General features: G+C 71.4%; 14 protein-coding genes, 1 pseudogene and 1 riboswitch. Of the genes and pseudogenes, 7 read left to right on the top strand and 8 right to left on the bottom strand.

Translation table 11 applies throughout. The features are described 5' to 3' along the window. Window positions 1–158: 158 nt before the first annotated feature. Both ACFULQ_RS09495 and ACFULQ_RS09500 read right to left on the bottom strand, forming a co-directional pair. Window positions 159–1,595 (bottom strand): metallophosphoesterase, encoded by a 1,437-nt coding sequence (locus ACFULQ_RS09495; RefSeq protein ID WP_383540458.1) that lies wholly within the window; start codon window positions 1,593–1,595, stop codon window positions 159–161. A gap of 6 nt (window positions 1,596–1,601) precedes the next feature. Beyond that, window positions 1,602–1,862, bottom strand: coding sequence for an SCO4848 family membrane protein (locus ACFULQ_RS09500; protein ID WP_330264867.1), 261 nt, complete (start codon window positions 1,860–1,862; stop codon window positions 1,602–1,604). A gap of 91 nt (window positions 1,863–1,953) precedes the next feature. On the opposite strand from ACFULQ_RS09500, the gene ACFULQ_RS09505 reads away from it, so the two are divergent. Next, window positions 1,954–3,315, top strand: a complete 1,362-nt coding sequence (locus ACFULQ_RS09505) for a D-alanyl-D-alanine carboxypeptidase family protein (RefSeq protein WP_383540461.1) — start codon at window positions 1,954–1,956, stop codon at window positions 3,313–3,315. A gap of 226 nt (window positions 3,316–3,541) precedes the next feature. Here ACFULQ_RS09505 and ACFULQ_RS09510 read toward each other — a convergent pair. Together ACFULQ_RS09510 and ACFULQ_RS09515 are read right to left on the bottom strand one after the other, a co-directional pair. Beyond that, window positions 3,542–4,411 (bottom strand): annotated as a pseudogene (locus ACFULQ_RS09510) (YihY/virulence factor BrkB family protein); the annotation flags it as partial. A gap of 97 nt (window positions 4,412–4,508) precedes the next feature. Continuing rightward, on the bottom strand, window positions 4,509–5,489 hold the full coding sequence (locus ACFULQ_RS09515; protein ID WP_383540463.1) for a decaprenyl-phosphate phosphoribosyltransferase: 981 nt from the start codon (window positions 5,487–5,489) through the stop codon (window positions 4,509–4,511). A gap of 201 nt (window positions 5,490–5,690) precedes the next feature. On the opposite strand from ACFULQ_RS09515, the gene ACFULQ_RS09520 reads away from it, so the two are divergent. Together ACFULQ_RS09520 and ACFULQ_RS09525 are read left to right on the top strand one after the other, a co-directional pair. Further along, window positions 5,691–7,064, top strand: a complete 1,374-nt coding sequence (locus ACFULQ_RS09520; RefSeq protein WP_383540466.1) for an FAD-binding protein — start codon at window positions 5,691–5,693, stop codon at window positions 7,062–7,064. Between the two features lie 40 nt (window positions 7,065–7,104). Continuing rightward, a complete protein-coding gene (locus ACFULQ_RS09525) occupies window positions 7,105–7,860 on the top strand; it encodes a decaprenylphospho-beta-D-erythro-pentofuranosid-2-ulose 2-reductase (protein ID WP_383540468.1) in 756 nt (251 codons plus the stop codon). Between the two features lie 135 nt (window positions 7,861–7,995). Here ACFULQ_RS09525 and ACFULQ_RS09530 read toward each other — a convergent pair whose 3' ends face one another. Next, window positions 7,996–8,580, bottom strand: a complete 585-nt coding sequence (locus ACFULQ_RS09530; protein WP_383540471.1) for a 2'-5' RNA ligase family protein — start codon at window positions 8,578–8,580, stop codon at window positions 7,996–7,998. Window positions 8,581–8,793: 213 nt separating this feature from the next. Next, complete coding sequence (gene trpS / locus ACFULQ_RS09535; RefSeq protein ID WP_383540473.1) at window positions 8,794–9,807, bottom strand: tryptophan--tRNA ligase; 1,014 nt, start codon at window positions 9,805–9,807, stop codon at window positions 8,794–8,796. 142 nt (window positions 9,808–9,949) lie between these two features. Here trpS and ACFULQ_RS09540 point away from each other — a divergent pair, with 142 nt between their 5' ends. From ACFULQ_RS09540 to ACFULQ_RS09555, 4 genes are all read left to right on the top strand, one after another. After that, window positions 9,950–10,510, top strand: coding sequence for an RNA polymerase sigma factor (locus ACFULQ_RS09540; protein ID WP_383540476.1), 561 nt, complete (start codon window positions 9,950–9,952; stop codon window positions 10,508–10,510). After that, on the top strand, window positions 10,497–11,405 hold the full coding sequence (locus ACFULQ_RS09545; RefSeq protein WP_383540478.1) for a hypothetical protein: 909 nt from the start codon (window positions 10,497–10,499) through the stop codon (window positions 11,403–11,405). Before ACFULQ_RS09540 ends, ACFULQ_RS09545 begins: the two co-directional genes overlap by 14 nt. Before the next feature lie 99 nt (window positions 11,406–11,504). After that, window positions 11,505–12,239 (top strand): hypothetical protein, encoded by a 735-nt coding sequence (locus ACFULQ_RS09550; protein WP_383540481.1) that lies wholly within the window; start codon window positions 11,505–11,507, stop codon window positions 12,237–12,239. A 58-nt stretch (window positions 12,240–12,297) separates the two neighbouring features. Continuing rightward, a complete protein-coding gene (locus ACFULQ_RS09555) occupies window positions 12,298–13,026 on the top strand; it encodes a hypothetical protein (RefSeq protein WP_383540483.1) in 729 nt (242 codons plus the stop codon). A 36-nt stretch (window positions 13,027–13,062) separates the two neighbouring features. On the opposite strand, the gene ACFULQ_RS09560 is transcribed toward ACFULQ_RS09555, so the two are convergent. Both ACFULQ_RS09560 and ACFULQ_RS09565 read right to left on the bottom strand, forming a co-directional pair. Next, window positions 13,063–14,514 carry a glycine hydroxymethyltransferase gene (locus ACFULQ_RS09560; protein ID WP_383540485.1) on the bottom strand — a complete coding sequence of 484 codons (1,452 nt, stop codon included), beginning with the start codon at window positions 14,512–14,514 and terminating at the stop codon, window positions 13,063–13,065. Window positions 14,515–14,554: 40 nt separating this feature from the next. Continuing rightward, window positions 14,555–14,644: riboswitch (ZMP/ZTP riboswitch) on the bottom strand. A gap of 109 nt (window positions 14,645–14,753) precedes the next feature. Next, complete coding sequence (locus ACFULQ_RS09565) at window positions 14,754–15,605, bottom strand: LLM class flavin-dependent oxidoreductase (protein WP_383540488.1); 852 nt, start codon at window positions 15,603–15,605, stop codon at window positions 14,754–14,756. Window positions 15,606–15,776 lie beyond the last annotated feature (171 nt).

Raw genomic sequence — 15,776 nt, forward strand, 5'->3', positions numbered from 1 at the left:
AATCACAGGTGTTTCACCTGGGGGAAGAGGGATTTGTCAAGTTGGACAAGACGTTACCGCGAGAAGTTTCGGCCATGTTTCACAGGGTCCTCACAGGGTCTTCGCGTGAGGGTCCGTGGGAGTGCCGTGGGAGTGCCGGGGGGTGCGTGGGCGGCCGTTCAGGCCTGCTTCGACGCCAGTTCGATCACTGTGATGTCCGAGGGGGCGCCCACGCGCGTGGGCGGGCCCCAGGCACCGGCGCCGCGGCTGACGTAGAGCTGGGTGTCGCCGTAGCGTTCGAGGCCGGCGACCGTCGGGTTCGCGGCCTCCGCGATGAGGTTGCCGGGCCAGAGCTGGCCGCCGTGGGTGTGGCCGGAGAGCTGGAGGTCGACGCCGTGGTCGACCGCGTCGTGGATCTGGACCGGCTGGTGGGCGAGGAGCACGCACGCGCGTGCCGTGTCCCGGTCGCCGAGCGCCCTGGCGAAGTCGGGGCCTTGGCCCTCGCTCTCGCCCGCGATGTCGTTGACACCGGCGAGGTCGAACCACGGCAGTTCCGTGCGGTCGTTCTCCAGCGGGCGCAGGCCGAGCCGCCGTACCTCCTCGACCCACTGCTCGGCGCCGGAGAAGTACTCGTGGTTGCCGGTGACGAAGTACGAGCCGTGCCGTGCGCGGAGCCCGGCGAGGGGGGCGGCCGCCGGGCCCAGGTCCTTCACGCTGCCGTCGACCAGGTCGCCGACGACCGCGATCAGGTCGGGCTGTGTCGCGTTGATGGTGTCGACGACCTTCTGGGCAAAGCCGCGCCCCAGCACCGGGCTCAGGTGGATGTCGCTGACCACCGCGATCCGGTAACCCTGCGCCCCGCGCGGGAGCTTCGCCAGCGGGACGGTGACGCGCTTGACGCTGGGGCCACGGAGGACGCCGTAGGTGCCGTAGCCGACGGTGCCGAGGGCTGCGGTGGCGGCGGCGCCGGCGACGATGCGGGAGACGAAGAGGCGGCGGGTGGGGGTTCCGGCGGGTCCGGGAGTGCCAGGGGTTCTGGGAGTACCGGGGGTTCTGGGAGTACCAAGGGTCCCGGGAGTTCCGGGGGCTTCGGGGGCTTCGAGGGCTCCCGGGCTTTCGGACGAGGCTGTGGCGTGGGTGATCGTGCCGGGGGCCTGGGGGGCCGGTCCGGATTCTCGGGGCTTCTGAGGCGGCCTCAGGGCCTCGCCCTCGGTCTCGCGGCGCTCCTCCGCCGGTGCTCCGGCTCCCGCCGGTACCGGCTCCGGATGCGGTACGGCGGTCGGGGCCGGGTCGCGACGCCTGTCCCGGTGATCGAGGAAACGTCCCAGCAGGGGTCGTACGACCTCACCCGCCACGACCGCGAGCAGCAGGTAGATCGACAGCGCCAGCCACAGGAAGCCGGGCCACGCGAGCACGCGCTGGAGCCAGAAGGGGGCGCCGGAGCGCTCCGCGACCAGGGCACCGATCGCCAGCACCCAGCCGCCGCCGATGACCGCCGCGCCCACCCGGCGGGCCCGGCCGGGGCCGCGGGTGGTGTCGCGGAACAGGCGGCGCCACAGGTACCAGTTGGCCGTCACCAGGACGGCCAGCGCGAGCAGTGCGAAAACGATGATCACGCTGTGTCAACTCTCCGGGGTCGGCTGTGAGTTCCCGCGCAGTGCGCGCAGTCCACGCAACCCGATGAGCCCGACGACCGTCCCCAGTACGAAGGAGACGACGGCCAGCAGCAGGTGCACCCAGAAGTACCCCGTCGGGTCACCCGCGTCGTCGAACGCGAGTCCGCTGGCGTCCTTGACGAGGTTCTTGACGAAAGTGATCCAGATGATCCAGCTCCACACCCCGAAAGCGAGCAGGAACCAGGAGACGGGGCGGCTGAGCTTCATGGGTCCAGTATCGCGGACCGCTGTCCGGTTCAGCGGCCGGGGCGGGGAGGGCGGTGGGACTTCACCCTCCGCGCCATGTACGTTCCTGAACGTGTCCGCTCCCCAGAAGAAGACCATCGGGCGATCCCTGCTGGTCACCTCCGCCGCCGCCCTGTCGTCCCTCGCGCTGACCGCGCCCCTCGCGCTCGCGGCTCCCAGTCCTTCGCCCTCGCCGGGGGGCGCTTCCAAGAGCAGTGCTTCGAAGAGCAGTGCTTCGCCGAGTGCCAGTCCCTCGGTCACTCCCCCGGCGAAGATGTCGACCGTGGGCGGCGCGCGGCTCGGCCGGGCGGGCACCCAGGTCAATCTGGCGAGCGGGGTCCCGGTGCTGCCCAAGGACATCACCGCGCGCTCCTGGATCGTCACGGACGCCGAGTCGGGCGAGGTGCTCGCCTCGCACAACGCGCACTGGCGGCTGCCTCCGGCCAGCACCATGAAGATGCTCTTCGCGGACACCGTGCTGCCGAAGTTCGCCAAGACCGAGAAGCACAAGGTGGTCCCCTCCGACCTCGCGGGCATCGGCGCCGGCTCCAGCATGGTCGGGATAAAGGAGGGCGAGACGTACACGGTCCACGACCTGTGGCTCGGCGTCTTCCTTCGCTCCGGCAACGACGCCGTGCACGTCCTGTCGGCGATGAACAAGGGCGTCGCCAAGACCGTCGCCGAGATGAACGAGCACGCCGAGGAGCTCCAGGCCCTCGACACGCACGTGGTCAGCCCCGACGGCTACGACGCTCCCGGCCAGGTCTCCTCCGCCTACGACCTGACCCTCTTCGCCCGCTCGGGACTCCAGAAGAAGGACTTCCGCGAGTACTGCTCGACGGTCACCGCGAAGTTCCCGGGTGCGACGACGAAGAACAAGAAGGGCAAGACCGTCCGCAAGCCCTTCGAGATCCAGAACACCAACCGACTGCTGAGCGGCGACTACGACATCGCGCAGTACCAGGGCATCGCGGGGGTGAAGAACGGCAACACCACCAACGCGGGCGCCACCTTCACGGGCGTCGCCGAGCGCAACGGCAGGGTGCTGCTCGTCACCGTCATGAATCCGTCGAAGGAAGCGCACAACGAGGTCTACAAGGAGACCGCGAAGCTCTTCGACTGGGGCTTCAAGGCGGCCGGCAAGGTGCAGCCGGTGGGTGAGCTGGTGCCGCCGAAGGGTGCCGCGCAGTCCGGCAACCAGCCGGGGTCCTCGGGCCAGGCCGGGGGCGGGTCCGCGGGCTCCGACGGCTCGGGGGACTCCGGGGCGTCGGCGAGGCCCGTCGCGTCCGCCACGACCGACGGCGGCGCCGGAGGCGTGTGGACGGCCGTCGCGGTCACCGGTGGGCTGCTGGTGCTGCTCGCGGCCGGAGCGTTTCTCGTCAACCGCCGCTGGCCGCTGCCCGATCTGGTACGTCGCCGCTCTTCGCGTCCTTGAGCTGTGGCTGCTTGCGGTTCTGGTCGTCGGGTTCCTGGGTGCTGGGTTCCCCTGCGCTGGGTTCTCCTGCGCTGGGTTCCTGGGCGTCGAGCTCCTGGTCGTTGCGGTCCTGGGCGTCGAGCTTTTGGTCGTTGCGGTCCTGGGCGTCGAGCTTTTGGTCGTTGCCGTTCTGGGCCTTGAGCTGCTGGTCCTTGAGCTCCTGGGCCTCGAGCTCCTGGGCCTCGAGGTCGGCGTCCTCCAGCTCCTGCGCCTTGCTGCCGGTCGCCGTCCATGCCGCGCAGAACAGCACCAGTTTCGACGTGAAGTTGATCCACAGCAGCAGGGCGACGGGGACGCCGAACGCGCCGTACATGCTCTTCGTCGCCACGCCCTGCATGTAGCCGCTCAGCAGCAGCTTCAGCAGCTCGAAGCCGACCGCTCCGGTCAGCGCGGCGACGAACAGCCGGCGGCGGTGCGGTTCGACGCCGGGCAGCAGCGTCAGGACGTACAGCAGGAGCAGGAAGTCGGCGAGTACGGCGACGACGAAGGCGGTGGCCTGAAGGAGCAGGCTGCCCCAGCCCTCGCGGTCGATGCCGAGCTGGTCGGTGATCCAGCCGACCATCGCGGAGGCGACCGTGGAGATGGCGATCGTGACCAGGACCGCGCCGCCGAGCCCGACCAGGATGCCGAAATCCTTGCCCTTGCGCAGGATCACGTTCTCGTCCTCGTCGGGCAGCTCCCACACCGCGCGCAGGCACTCGCGCGTGGACCCCGCCCAGCCGATGCCGGTGAACAGCAGGGCCGCGGCCGCGATGAGACCGACGGTGCCGGCGTTCTGGACCAGCGCGCCGACGTCCAGCTGGTCGGAGATGCCGGGCACCTGGTCGGCGATCTTGTCCTGGAGCTCGTTCTGCTGCTCGGTGCTGAGCGTGGCGGCGGCGATCGCGGCGGCCACGGTGAGCAGCGGGAACAGCGCGACGAAGCTGGTGAACGTCATCGCCGCGGCCAGCCGGGTCCACTTCACCCGGTCCAGCCGCTCGTACGACCGCCACGCGTGCGTGGCCGTCAGGCGCACCCAGAGCGGCCCGACGACGGGGAGTCTCTTCAGCCAGTCCATGATCGGATCTTGCCCTCCGTGCGGACGACCGATGTGCGGGTACCCCGAAAATGCGCAAGGGTGACAGTTCCCGTGCCGCTTCCCGTGTCCCCGGCGATCACCACTTGGCCACCGCGAGGCCGTACATCGCGAGCCAGATCAGGGCGATGAGGGCGAGGGCGCGGTCGCCCAGGACGACGTCCTCGGGCTCGCCCGCCGTGCCGCGGTCGGCGAAGACGGCGTATCTGAGGATCGCCAGGATGAAGGCCACCACGGACAGTTGCCGCCAGGGCAGCAGGCCGCCGTGCGGGCCGTGGTGGTCCTCGAGTGCCCACAGGCAGTAGCCGAGCACGGCGACCCCGGCCGCGAGCTGCCAGACGAAGCGCAGATAGCCGGTGGTGTACTCGGTGAGCAACGCGCGCGTGGCGCCCGCTTTCCCGGCCATCTGGACGGCCTCGGAGTAGCGCTTGGCCGACACCATGAACAGCGCGCCGAACCCGGTCGTGATCAGGAACCAGCGCGAGAGCGGGATGCCGAGCGCCAGACCGCCCGCCGCCGCCCGCATCAGGAAGCCGGTTGTGACGACGGCCAGGTCGACGACGAGGACGTGCTTGAGGCTGACGCAGTAGGCCAGTTGCATGCCGATGTACGCCGCGAGGAGCGCCGCGACCGAGGGCGAGGCCAGCCGGGCCGCCGCGACCGGCGCGAGGACGGCCAAGGCGCCGCCGACGGCGTAGGCGAGGGGTACGGGGACCTGTCCGGCGGCGACCGGGCGGTGGCGCTTGGCGGGGTGGGCGCGGTCGGCCTCGACGTCACGTGCGTCGTTGATCAGGTAGACGGCGGCGGCACAGGCGGTGAAGAGGGCGAAGACGAGGGCGAGTCGCGGGAGGGCGTGCGGGTCGAGGAGCCGGCCCGCGGCGGCCGGGGCGGCGACGACGAGGACGTTCTTGACCCACTGCTTGGGGCGGGCCGCCCTGAGAAGGCCGCGGAGGAGGCCGGCGGGGGTGCGGGGGCGGGGCGGTGGGGTGCTGCGGGGTGGGGTGCGCTGTTCCAGGAGTGTGGAACGGGGCGCGTTGCGGAGAGGCGCTGTTTCCGTCATGCGTGCTCCCGGGGGCCTGTCGTACCACGCATCCAGGCGCCCCGGCGCGCGCTGTCCATGCCGTCCATGTGGACTCACTGTTCACGGGACCACGACCCGAACTCCGGCAATATTGAGCGACATCCCATTAATCACCCATTTCGGGGAGAGTGCGGATGTTTACGGACGAATCGCAGCCATAGCGGCGATACGGTCACCGGCATGTCTGCCGACACCGTTCCCGTCACGGGTTGGGGCCGCACCGCCCCCACCGTGGCCCGTCTGACCCGCCTCCGAAGCTACGAGGAGGCCGTGGCCGCGGTCCGGGGCTGCGGGGCCCGAGGGGGCATTCCGAGAGGCCTGGGGCGGGCGTACGGGGACGCGGCACAGAACGCCGGCGGCGCGGTGTTCGACATGACCGGCCTGGACCGCGTCCACGCGATCGACGCGGACGGCGGCACCGTGCTGTGCGACGCGGGCGTCTCCCTGCACCGGCTGATGGAGGTGCTGCTGCCGCTCGGCTGGTTCGTGCCCGTGACGCCCGGCACCCGCCATGTCACCGTCGGCGGCGCGATCGGCACGGACGTCCACGGCAAGAACCACCATGTGTCCGGCTCCTTCTCCCGCCATGTGCTGTCCTTCGAACTCCTCACCGCCGACGGCGAGATCCGCACCGTGCGCCGGGGCACGCCCCTGTTCGACGCGACCACCGGTGGCATGGGCCTGACCGGGATGATCCTCACCGCGACGGTCCAGCTCCAGCCGGTCGAGACCTCACTGATGTCGGTCGACACGGAACGCGCGCGTGACCTCGACGACCTGATGGCACGTCTGACGGCGACCGATCAGGCGTACCGCTATTCCGTCGCCTGGATCGACCTGCTGGCCCGCGGTGCGGCGACGGGACGGGCGGTGCTGACGAGGGGGAACCACGCTCCGCTGGACGCACTGAGGTCTTCGGGGGCGCCCGAAGGTGGCACACGCGCGCGTAGGGACCCGCTGGCCTTCCGGACCCCGCGCTTCCCGGCCCCGCCCGCGTTCCTCCCGGAGGGACTCCTCAACCGCACGACCGTGGGGCTGTTCAACGAGTTCTGGTACCGGAAGGCGCCTCGCGCGCGCACCGGCCGTCTCCAGCGGATCCCCGCCTTCTTCCATCCCCTGGACGGCGTGCCCCACTGGAACCGGGTCTACGGCCGCGGCGGACTGGTGCAGTACCAGTTCGTCGTCGGATACGGCCATGAGGAGGCGCTGCACCGGATCGTGCGGCGGGTCTCGGGCCACCGGTGCCCGTCCTTCCTCGCCGTCCTGAAGCGGTTCGGGGACGCCGACCCGGGCTGGCTGTCCTTCCCGGTGCCGGGCTGGACGCTGGCCCTGGACCTTCCGGCACGCCTTCCCGGTCTCGGCCCTCTCCTGGACGCACTGGACGACGAGGTGGCCGCCGTCGGCGGGCGGGTCTACCTCGCCAAGGACTCCCGGCTGCGGCCGGAGCTGCTCGCCGCCATGTACCCGCGTCTCGACGACTTCCGGGCGCTGCGCGCGGAGCTGGATCCGCGCGGGGTGTTCACCTCGGACCTGTCCCGCCGCCTCGCCCTCTAGCCGACCCTGCCGGCCCGTGGGCCGTCCCAAGGAGCTGCTCGTGAAAGACGCCTTCGGCCTCCCCCAGTCCCTGCTCGTCCTCGGCGGCACGTCCGAGATCGCGCTGGCCACCGCCCGCCGTCTCGTCGTGCGCCGCGCCCGCACGGTGTGGCTGGCAGGGCGCCCCTCCCCCGCCCTGGAGAGCGCCGCCACGGAACTGCGCGCCCTGGGGGCCGACGTCCACACCGTCGCCTTCGACGCGCTGGACCCCGAGTCCCACGAGGCGGTGCTCGGCAAGGTCTTCGCGGAGGGCGACATCGACATGGTGCTGCTCGCCTTCGGGATCCTCGGCGACCAGGCCCACGACGAGCGCGACGCGGTCGCCGCGGTCCGGGTCGCGCAGACCAACTACACGGGCGCCGTCTCGGCCGGACTGGCCTCCGCGCGCGCGTTGCAGGCCCAGGGCCACGGCTCGCTGGTCGTGCTCTCCTCCGTCGCCGGGGAGCGGGCCCGCCGGGCCAACTTCATCTACGGCTCCAGCAAGGCCGGCCTCGACACCTTCGCCCAGGGCCTCGGCGACGCGCTCCACGGCACCGGCGTGCACGTCATGGTCGTACGCCCGGGCTTCGTCCGCTCCAGGATGACGGCCGGCCTGGAGGAAGCACCGCTCGCGACCACCCCGGAGGCCGTGGCGACGGCGATCGAACTGGGACTGCGCCGACGCTCGGAGACGGTGTGGGTGCCGGGGGTGCTGCGGGTGGTGATGTCGGTGCTGCGGCATGTGCCGCGGGGGGTGTTCCGGAGGCTGGCGCTGTAACTGTGGGTACGGCGGATTGCGTGGGGTTTGTGACTGGGGTTACGGCTGCTGGGTGGCAGTCGTAACCGGAGTTACAGCTGGTCAGTGGTGGCCGTAGCCGTAGTTACAGCTGATCGGTGGCGGCCGTAACCGGAGTTACAGCTGGCTGGTCGGCAGGGAGCCGCGCTCCACGTGGCCCGCCTGGGGCGGCACGATCGCGCCGCCGAAGGTGAACTCCCGCAGCTTGCGCCACACCCCGTCGGGGCCCTGCTCGTAGAGCGCGAATCCGGTGCACGGCCACTCGGCCTCGAAATCGGCGAGCTCCTCGAAGGCGCGGTCCATGGCCGCCTCGTCGATGCCGTGCGCCACGGTGACGTGCGGGTGGTACGGGAACTGGAGTTCCCTTGCGACCGGCCCGGAGGCGTCACGGACCTGCTTCTGGAGCCAGGTGCAGGCCTCGGCACCCTGGGCGACCTGGACGAACACGACCGGTGACAGCGGTCGGAAGGTGCCGGTGCCGGACAGCTTCATCGGGAAGGGCCGGCCGGCCGCGGCGACCTCGGTGAGGTGCGCCTCGATGGCGGGCAGCGCGCTGTCCTCGACCTCTGTCGGCGGCAGCAGGGTGACGTGCGTGGGGATGCCATGAGCCGCGGCGTCGCCGAAGCCCGCGCGCCGCTCCTGGAGCAGGCTGCCGTGAGGCTCCGGGACCGCGATCGACACACCGATCGTTACGGTCCCCACGTCGTCTCCTGTTCGTCCCTGTCGTCCTGTCGGATTCGTTCCCAGCCGTCCGGCTATCGACTGTACGGCCACGGCTGTGTTGTGGGCAGGCGCGGGCGTAGTGATGTGCAGCGCTCTGCCCGGTGGTGCTGGTGTGCGGTGGTACGCCCCGGCGGCCGATGACGTCGATGGTGACGGCCGGTGCCGGAGCCTGTGCGGCACTGAGTGCGGCGCTCAGTGCTTGGCGGGCAGGAAGCCCACCCTCTCGTACGCCTGGGAGAGGGTCTCCGCGGCGACCGCGCGGGCCTTCTCCGCGCCCTTGGCCAGGATCGAGTCCAGCGTCTCCGGGTCGTCCAGGTACTGCTGGGTGCGCTCCCGGAAGGGCGTCACGAAGTCGACGACGATCTCGGCGAGGTCCGTCTTGAGCGCGCCGTAGAGCTTGCCCTCGTACTGCTGCTCCAGCTCCGGGATGCTCGTGCCGGTCAGGGTCGAGTGGATGGTGAGCAGGTTGCTGACGCCCGGCTTGTTCTCGGCGTCGTAGCGGATGACGGTGTCGGTGTCCGTGACCGCGCTCTTGACCTTCTTGGCGGTGGCCTTCGGCTCGTCGAGGAGGTTGATCAGGCCCTTCGGCGTGGACGCCGACTTGCTCATCTTGATCGACGGGTCCTGGAGGTCGTAGATCTTGGCCGTTTCCTTGAGGATGTACGGCTTCGGGATCGTGAAGGTCGCGCCGAAGCGGCCGTTGAAGCGCTCGGCGAGGTCGCGGGTCAGCTCGATGTGCTGGCGCTGGTCCTCGCCGACCGGGACCTCGTTGGCCTGGTAGAGCAGGATGTCCGCGACCTGGAGGATCGGGTACGTGAACAGGCCGACGCTCGCGCTGTCGGTGCCCTGGCGGGCGGACTTGTCCTTGAACTGGGTCATGCGGGAGGCCTCGCCGAAGCCGGTGAGGCAGTTCATGACCCAGGCGAGCTGGGCGTGCTCGGGGACGTGGCTCTGGACGAAGAGCGTGCAGCGCTCGGGGTCGAGACCGGCGGCGAGGAGCTGGGCGGCGGCCAGGCGGGTGTTGGCCGTGAGCTCCTTCGGGTCCTGCGGAATCGTGATCGCGTGCAGGTCGACGACCATGTAGAACGCGTCGTGGGACTCCTGCAGGGCCACCCACTGGCGGACGGCGCCGAGGTAGTTGCCGAGGTGGAACGAGCCTGCGGTGGGCTGGATTCCGGAGAGCACGCGGGGTCGATCAGAGGCCATGCTCACCATTCTCTCAGGTGTCGGGTGCCGATCCGGAACCGGTCGGAAACAGAAGCGCCACGGCTGGGAACCGATTCGGTCCGGGCGGTGTACCAATCCTGTGAGGACGCGGGAGGGGGGCCGCATCGTCGATGAGGCCGCGGTGATCGCACGCGTACGCGCCGGAGAGCCGGAGGCGTACGCGGAGCTGGTGCGGGCCCATACGGGCATCGCGCTCAGGGCGGCCGCCGCGCTCGGGGCGGGGGCGGACGCGGAGGACGTGGTGCAGCAGGCCTTCGTCAAGGCCTACTGCGCGCTGGGCCGTTTCAAGGACGGCTCGGCGTTCAAGCCGTGGTTTCTGTCGATCGTGGCCAATGAGACGAGGAACACAGTGCGGACGGCGGCGCGCCAGCGCACCCTCGCCGGCCGCGAGGCGGCCTTCGCCGAGGCCGAGCCGCTGATACCGGAGTCGGCGGACCCGGCGGTGGCGGCGGTGGAGATAGAGCGCCGCGCCGCGCTGGAGTCCGCGCTGGAGAAGCTGAGCGAGGAGCACCGCCTGGTCGTCACCTACCGCTATCTGCTGGAGATGGACGAGTCCGAGACGGCCCAGGCCCTGGGCTGGCCCCGGGGGACGGTCAAGTCCCGACTGAACCGCGCGCTGCGCAGGCTCGGGAAACTGCTGCCGGATTTCGAGCCCCGGGAAGGAGGTGATGAGCGTGAGTGAGTCCTACGGCGACGGGGGCGCCGGCGAGAGCGCGCGTGAGCGTGGGTCCCGGTTGCCCGAGGAGCTGCGGGCGCTCGGGCGGTCGCTGGACGCGCCGGGCACGGCTGGGTCCGAGTCGATGGTGGAGCGGGTGCTGGAGCAGATACTCGCCGAGGGGATTCCGGTCCCGGTGGCCCAGCCGCCGGGTCCGGGTGAGCGGCTGCGGGCGGTGCGCCGGTGGACGCGGGCACGGTGGCGTGCGCTGACCGCGACGCTGTGCGGGCTCCTGGCGGTCCTCACGCTCACGCCCCCGGTGCGGGCCGCGGTCCTGGACTGGTTCGACTTCGGCGGGGTCGAGGTGCGGTACGACCCGTCGGCGGTGCCCTCGCCGGGAGCCGAGGTGCCCGGCTGCGGTCGCTCGGTGTCGTTCGCGCAGGCGGAGCGGCGGGCCGGGTTCGAGCCACTGGTCCCGAAGGCGCTCGGCACTCCGGGTGCGGTGACGGTGACGGCCGAGCCGCAGGGGCGGTTCCTGATGAGCCTGTGCTGGCGGGAGGGCGGGAGCACGATCCGGCTGGACGAGTTCCCGCAGCGACTCGACCCCAGCTTCGCCAAGACGTTGCGCGAGCCGCCGGAGTGGATCGCGCTGGGCGGTCCCACGGGAGCCGACGGCGTGCAGGACGACGCCCTGTGGTTCCCGCGCCCCCATCTGCTCAGCTTCTGGCTGGTCGGCGATGACGGGGACCGCTTCACCCGCACGGAACGGACCGCCGGGCCGACGCTGCTGTGGATCCATCGCGGCGGCGGAGCGAGCGTGACGCTGCGGCTGGAGGGCGTGGCGTCGAAGGAGCGGGCACTGAAGATCGCGAAGTCCGTGGACGGGCCGGTGAACGGGAGTGCCGAGAAGACCCCGAAATAGTGCGCGCGGGGTGGGAACCCCGGCGGGCCGGGCGGTGTACCAGAAGTGACAAGCGGCCCGGGGACGGGGCGCACGGGGATCGTCTGGTGGGGGTCTGGCATGAAGAGGCATGAGGGCGGCCTGAGGGGCCGATGCCGTGAACTGGCTTCGGGGCTGGGGGCGTTGGCGGCAGCGCTCGTACTGACGCTGTGGGGTGCGCCCACCGCGTCGGCGGGCGGGCCGACGAGCGTGCTGATGGTCTCACCGGAGAGCGGGGAGACGGCGTCGCTGTACTACTCCGACGGGGAGTACGAGAAGTTGGAGCGGTTGCTCGGCCCTCCCGGTGCCGGCACCCGCACCAGGCCGCCCGAGGCGAATCTCCTCGCCGCCCGGCAGATCAACGTCACCTGGATGCTGCACGACGTCTCACCCTGGCGACTGGACCAGGTCTTCCCCTCGGCGGACAAGGGCGAGGTGTGGATACACACCGTGGAGAACGTGCCGGAGTCGGTGAACAGCTTCTGGCACCGCACCGAGAACCCCGTCCAACTGCGATCCCTGCTCAAGGACTTGGGCTTGATGGGCGAGGCCTCCGGAGAGGGCCATGCCATCTTCCCGGCACCGGAGCAGGAGGTGACGGGCGGCGCCAAGGAGGCGGCTCCGAGTGCGGCGGAGACGCCGGTGTCCAGGAGTTCGTCCGCGACGGCGGATGACGGCACCGGGTGGTGGTGGGCGCTTCCCGGCCTGGCGGCAGGTGCGGTACTGGCCCTGGCACTGCGGCCGTTGGTGCTGCGGATGCGGTGCGAGCGCCCGCGCCGGGAGCCGGGGCCGCGGCAGGAACTGCGTGATGTGTGACGAAGGGAGGTGTTCGCGAGCTTGAGATAGCGAGGCTGTGTCGATCGAGGGGGATGCTGTGCGGAACAGACACGGAGGGCTGCGGCTCGGGCCGCGCGGGGCGTTATGGGCGCTCGCACCGGCCGTCTTGGCGGTGGCCGTGTGCGGAGCTCCGGCGGCCGCCGCGGCGACACCGGCGGCGTGGGGAGCGGACCTCGACGGGCCCGACCTGGCGATGGTGGTCACCGGTGGCACGGGCCGGACGGAGGCGGTGCGTTCCGACGAGCCGTACTTCGCCCGCCTGTGGGAGCTGCTGGAGCCGACGTACGCGGGCACCGAGCGGGTGTCGGACACCTGGGAAGAGGGCCGTTATCCGCCGGCGCGGATCACCGTGGTGTGGGGGCTCACGGGTGTCGGCGGCTGGCCGCGGACGGACTCGGCGCCCGGGGGTGATGTGGCCGTGGAGCGCCAGGACCAGTTGTTCCTGACGGGAGACGGCGCACCGTGGGTGCGCACGGATCCGGCCCCGGAGCGGGAGGACGACGACATCCGCTGGCACCGGGCAGAGCGGACCGTCTTCGAAGAGCTGGACCGGGCAGGGCTGTTGGGCGACACCGGCGAGGGACACCTCGGGGGCGGTCAGAGGAGCCGGGGCGCCGACCCGCGCGGTGTCTGGTGGGCGGTGCCGGGGCTCGCCGTCGGATTCGCGGCCGGGGTCGGCGGCACCCGGCTGATACGCCGCGCGGCGGCCCGGCCGGGAGCCGGACCGCCGCGGGAGGAACCACGACAGGAACTCATCGATCTCTAGGAGTCACCGTTCTTTGACAACTCAAGAGAGGAAGGGTCAGCCGAGGTCGACCTCGGGGTACAGCGGGAAGCCGGCCACGAGGTCGGTGGCCCGGTGGGAGATCTCGTCCGCGACCTTCGCATCGAGGATGTGCGCTGCCTTGGAGGGCGCGCCCGACTTGGTGGTGCCGGGCTCCGTGGTGGTGAGGACGCGGTCGATGAGACCGGCGACCTCGTCCATCTCGGCGGTGCCGAGGCCCCGGGTGGTCAGGGCGGGGGTGCCGATGCGGATGCCGGAGGTGTACCAGGCGCCGTTAGGGTCGGCCGGGATCGCGTTGCGGTTGGTGACGATGCCCGACTCCAGCAGGGCGGCCTCGGCCTGGCGGCCGGTGAGGCCGTAGGAGGAGGAGACGTCGATCAGGTTGAGGTGGTTGTCGGTACCGCCGGTGACCAGGGTGGCGCCGCGGCGCATCAGGCCCTCGGCCAGGGCGCGGGAGTTGTCGACGATGCGCTGGGCGTAGTCCTGGAAGGAGGGCTGGCGGGCCTCGGCGAGGGCGACGGCCTTGGCGGCCATGACGTGCGGGAGCGGACCGCCGAGGACCATCGGGCAGCCGCGGTCGACCTGGTCCTTGAGGGAGTCGTCGCACAGCACCATGCCGCCGCGCGGGCCCCGCAGGGACTTGTGGGTGGTGGTGGTGACGATCTGGGCGTGCGGGACCGGGTCGAAGTCGCCGGTGAGGACCTTGCCGGCGACGAGACCGGCGAAGTGGGCCATGTCGACCATGAGAGTCGCGCCGACCTCGTCGGCGATCTCCCGCATGATGCGGAAGTTGACCAGGCGCGGGTAGGCCGAGTAGCCGGCCACGATGATGAGCGGCTTGAACTCGCGGGCCGAGGCGCGCAGGGCCTCGTAGTCGACGAGGCCGGTGCTCGGGTCGGTGCCGTAGGAGCGCTGGTCGAACATCTTGCCGGAGATGTTCGGGCGGAAACCGTGGGTGAGGTGACCGCCGGCGTCCAGCGACATGCCGAGCATGCGCTGGTTGCCGAAGGCCTGGCGGAGCTCGGCCCAGTCGGCGTCGGAGAGGTCGTTGACCTGGCGGGCGCCGGCCTTCTCCAGGGCGGGCACCTCGACGCGCTGGGCGAGGACGGACCAGAAGGCGACGAGGTTGGCGTCGATGCCGGAGTGCGGCTGGACGTAGGCGTGGCGGGCGCCGAAGAGCTCCTTGGCGTGCTCGGCGGCCAGGGACTCGACGGTGTCCACGTTGCGACAGCCGGCGTAGAAGCGGCGGCCGATGGTGCCCTCGGCGTACTTGTCGCTGAACCAGTTGCCCATCGCGAGGAGCGTGGCCGGGGAGGCGTAGTTCTCGGAGGCGATCAGCTTGAGCATCTCGCGCTGGTCGTGGACCTCCTGGCCGATGGCGTCGGCGACGCGCGGCTCGACGGCACGGATCACGTCGAGGGCGGCGCGGAAGGCCGTGGACTCGGGGGACAGGGGCTGCTGCTCTGACATGGCGGCCTCCGGGCTGCGTGGCTGAAGCGGTCACGGATCACGGTTCGGCCCAGGCGCACGGCACTTGGTCATTCACAGGCCGCTCCCCGATGGTCCGTCCCATCCCAGCGCGCCAGTCACGGCCTGTCGGCCAGCCTACCGGGCAGGCGGAACGGCTCCTGGGTGGCGTCCACCATGCGAGCGACGGCAGCGAGGCCCGTCGGGGCTTGCGGACCTCGCTGCCGGGGCGGTGGACGACGTCAGAACAGCAGGTCGGCGAGGCGGTCGATCTGGTCGGGGTCCGGGGCCCAGCAGTAGAGCATCACCTCGTCGGCGCCGATGCCGAAGTAGGCGTCGGTGGCCTCGCGGATCTGTTGCGGGGTGGTGAGCAGTCCGGCCTCCATGTACTCGACGTGGCCGCTGAACGCGTAGTAGTCGCGGAGGCTGCGGCGGGCCCGGTCCAGGGTGGGGTCCGGGCCGAGGGCGACGTTCGCCTGGGCGACCAGGCGGGGGCGGCCGGGGCGGCCGTGCTTCTGCCAGGCCGTGGTGGCGTCGCGGAACAGGTTGGCCATGAAGGAGGGCGGCAGGGCGGCGCCGAGGAAGCCGTCGCCGAAGCGGCCGACGCGTTCGAGGGCGGCGGGGGCGAACCCGCCGAAGAGGACCTCGGGGCCGCCGGGGGTCTCGGGGGCGGGGCCGATGGGGCCGACACCTTCGCCGTACGGTTCGCCGGACCAGGTGCGGCGCAGCAGGGTCATCTGTTCGTCGAGGCGGCGGCCCCGGCGGCGGAGGTCGATGCCGGCGGCCAGGCAGTCGTCCTCCCGGCCGCCGACGCCGATGCCGAGGGTGAAGCGGCCACCGGAGAGGCGGTCCAGGGTCGCGGTCTGCTTGGCGAGCAGGGCGGTGTTGTGGTGGGGGGCGAGGAGCACCTCCGTCTGGACGCGGACGCGGGACGTGGCACCGGCCAGTGTGGCGAGGGTGACGAGGGGCTCGGGGTTGTCGTAGACGAGACGGTCGAGCAGGCCGAGGGTGCGGAAGGGGCCGGTGTCGGCGCGCCGGGCCCAGGTGAGCAGCTGGGCGGGGTCGTCGATGGGCAGGCCGAGGCCGATGTTCATGGGAGTGTCCTCTGGAGGGCGTACGGGATCCGCCGGTCGGCCGGATCCGGTGCCGCCCCTCCGTGACACCGCGCGCTGTGCGCGGGCCTGCTCCCGTTCTGCGGCGATGGTTCTGGAGAGCGTGTGCGTCAGAGTGCGCCGACGGTAGCGCGCTGGGGCGCGGGGCGACAA

The sequence above is a fragment of the Streptomyces sp. NPDC057253 genome, assembly GCF_042669125.1.
In the GTDB taxonomy this organism is placed as follows: Bacteria; Actinomycetota; Actinomycetes; order Streptomycetales; family Streptomycetaceae; genus Streptomyces.

Bases quoted from the DNA above. Each gene is read 5' to 3' on its own strand.
- ACFULQ_RS09500 (WP_330264867.1), bottom strand. From the start codon at position 1,862: ATGAAGCTCAGCCGCCCCGTCTCCTGGTTCCTGCTCGCTTTCGGGGTG.
- ACFULQ_RS09515 (WP_383540463.1), bottom strand. From the start codon at position 5,489: ATGACGGAAACAGCGCCTCTCCGCAACGCGCCCCGTTCCACACTCCTG.
- ACFULQ_RS09520 (WP_383540466.1), top strand. From the start codon at position 5,691: ATGTCTGCCGACACCGTTCCCGTCACGGGTTGGGGCCGCACCGCCCCC.
- trpS (WP_383540473.1), bottom strand. From the start codon at position 9,807: ATGGCCTCTGATCGACCCCGCGTGCTCTCCGGAATCCAGCCCACCGCA.
- ACFULQ_RS09545 (WP_383540478.1), top strand. From the start codon at position 10,497: ATGAGCGTGAGTGAGTCCTACGGCGACGGGGGCGCCGGCGAGAGCGCG.
- ACFULQ_RS09550 (WP_383540481.1), top strand. From the start codon at position 11,505: ATGAAGAGGCATGAGGGCGGCCTGAGGGGCCGATGCCGTGAACTGGCT.
- ACFULQ_RS09560 (WP_383540485.1), bottom strand. From the start codon at position 14,514: ATGTCAGAGCAGCAGCCCCTGTCCCCCGAGTCCACGGCCTTCCGCGCC.
- ACFULQ_RS09565 (WP_383540488.1), bottom strand. From the start codon at position 15,605: ATGAACATCGGCCTCGGCCTGCCCATCGACGACCCCGCCCAGCTGCTC.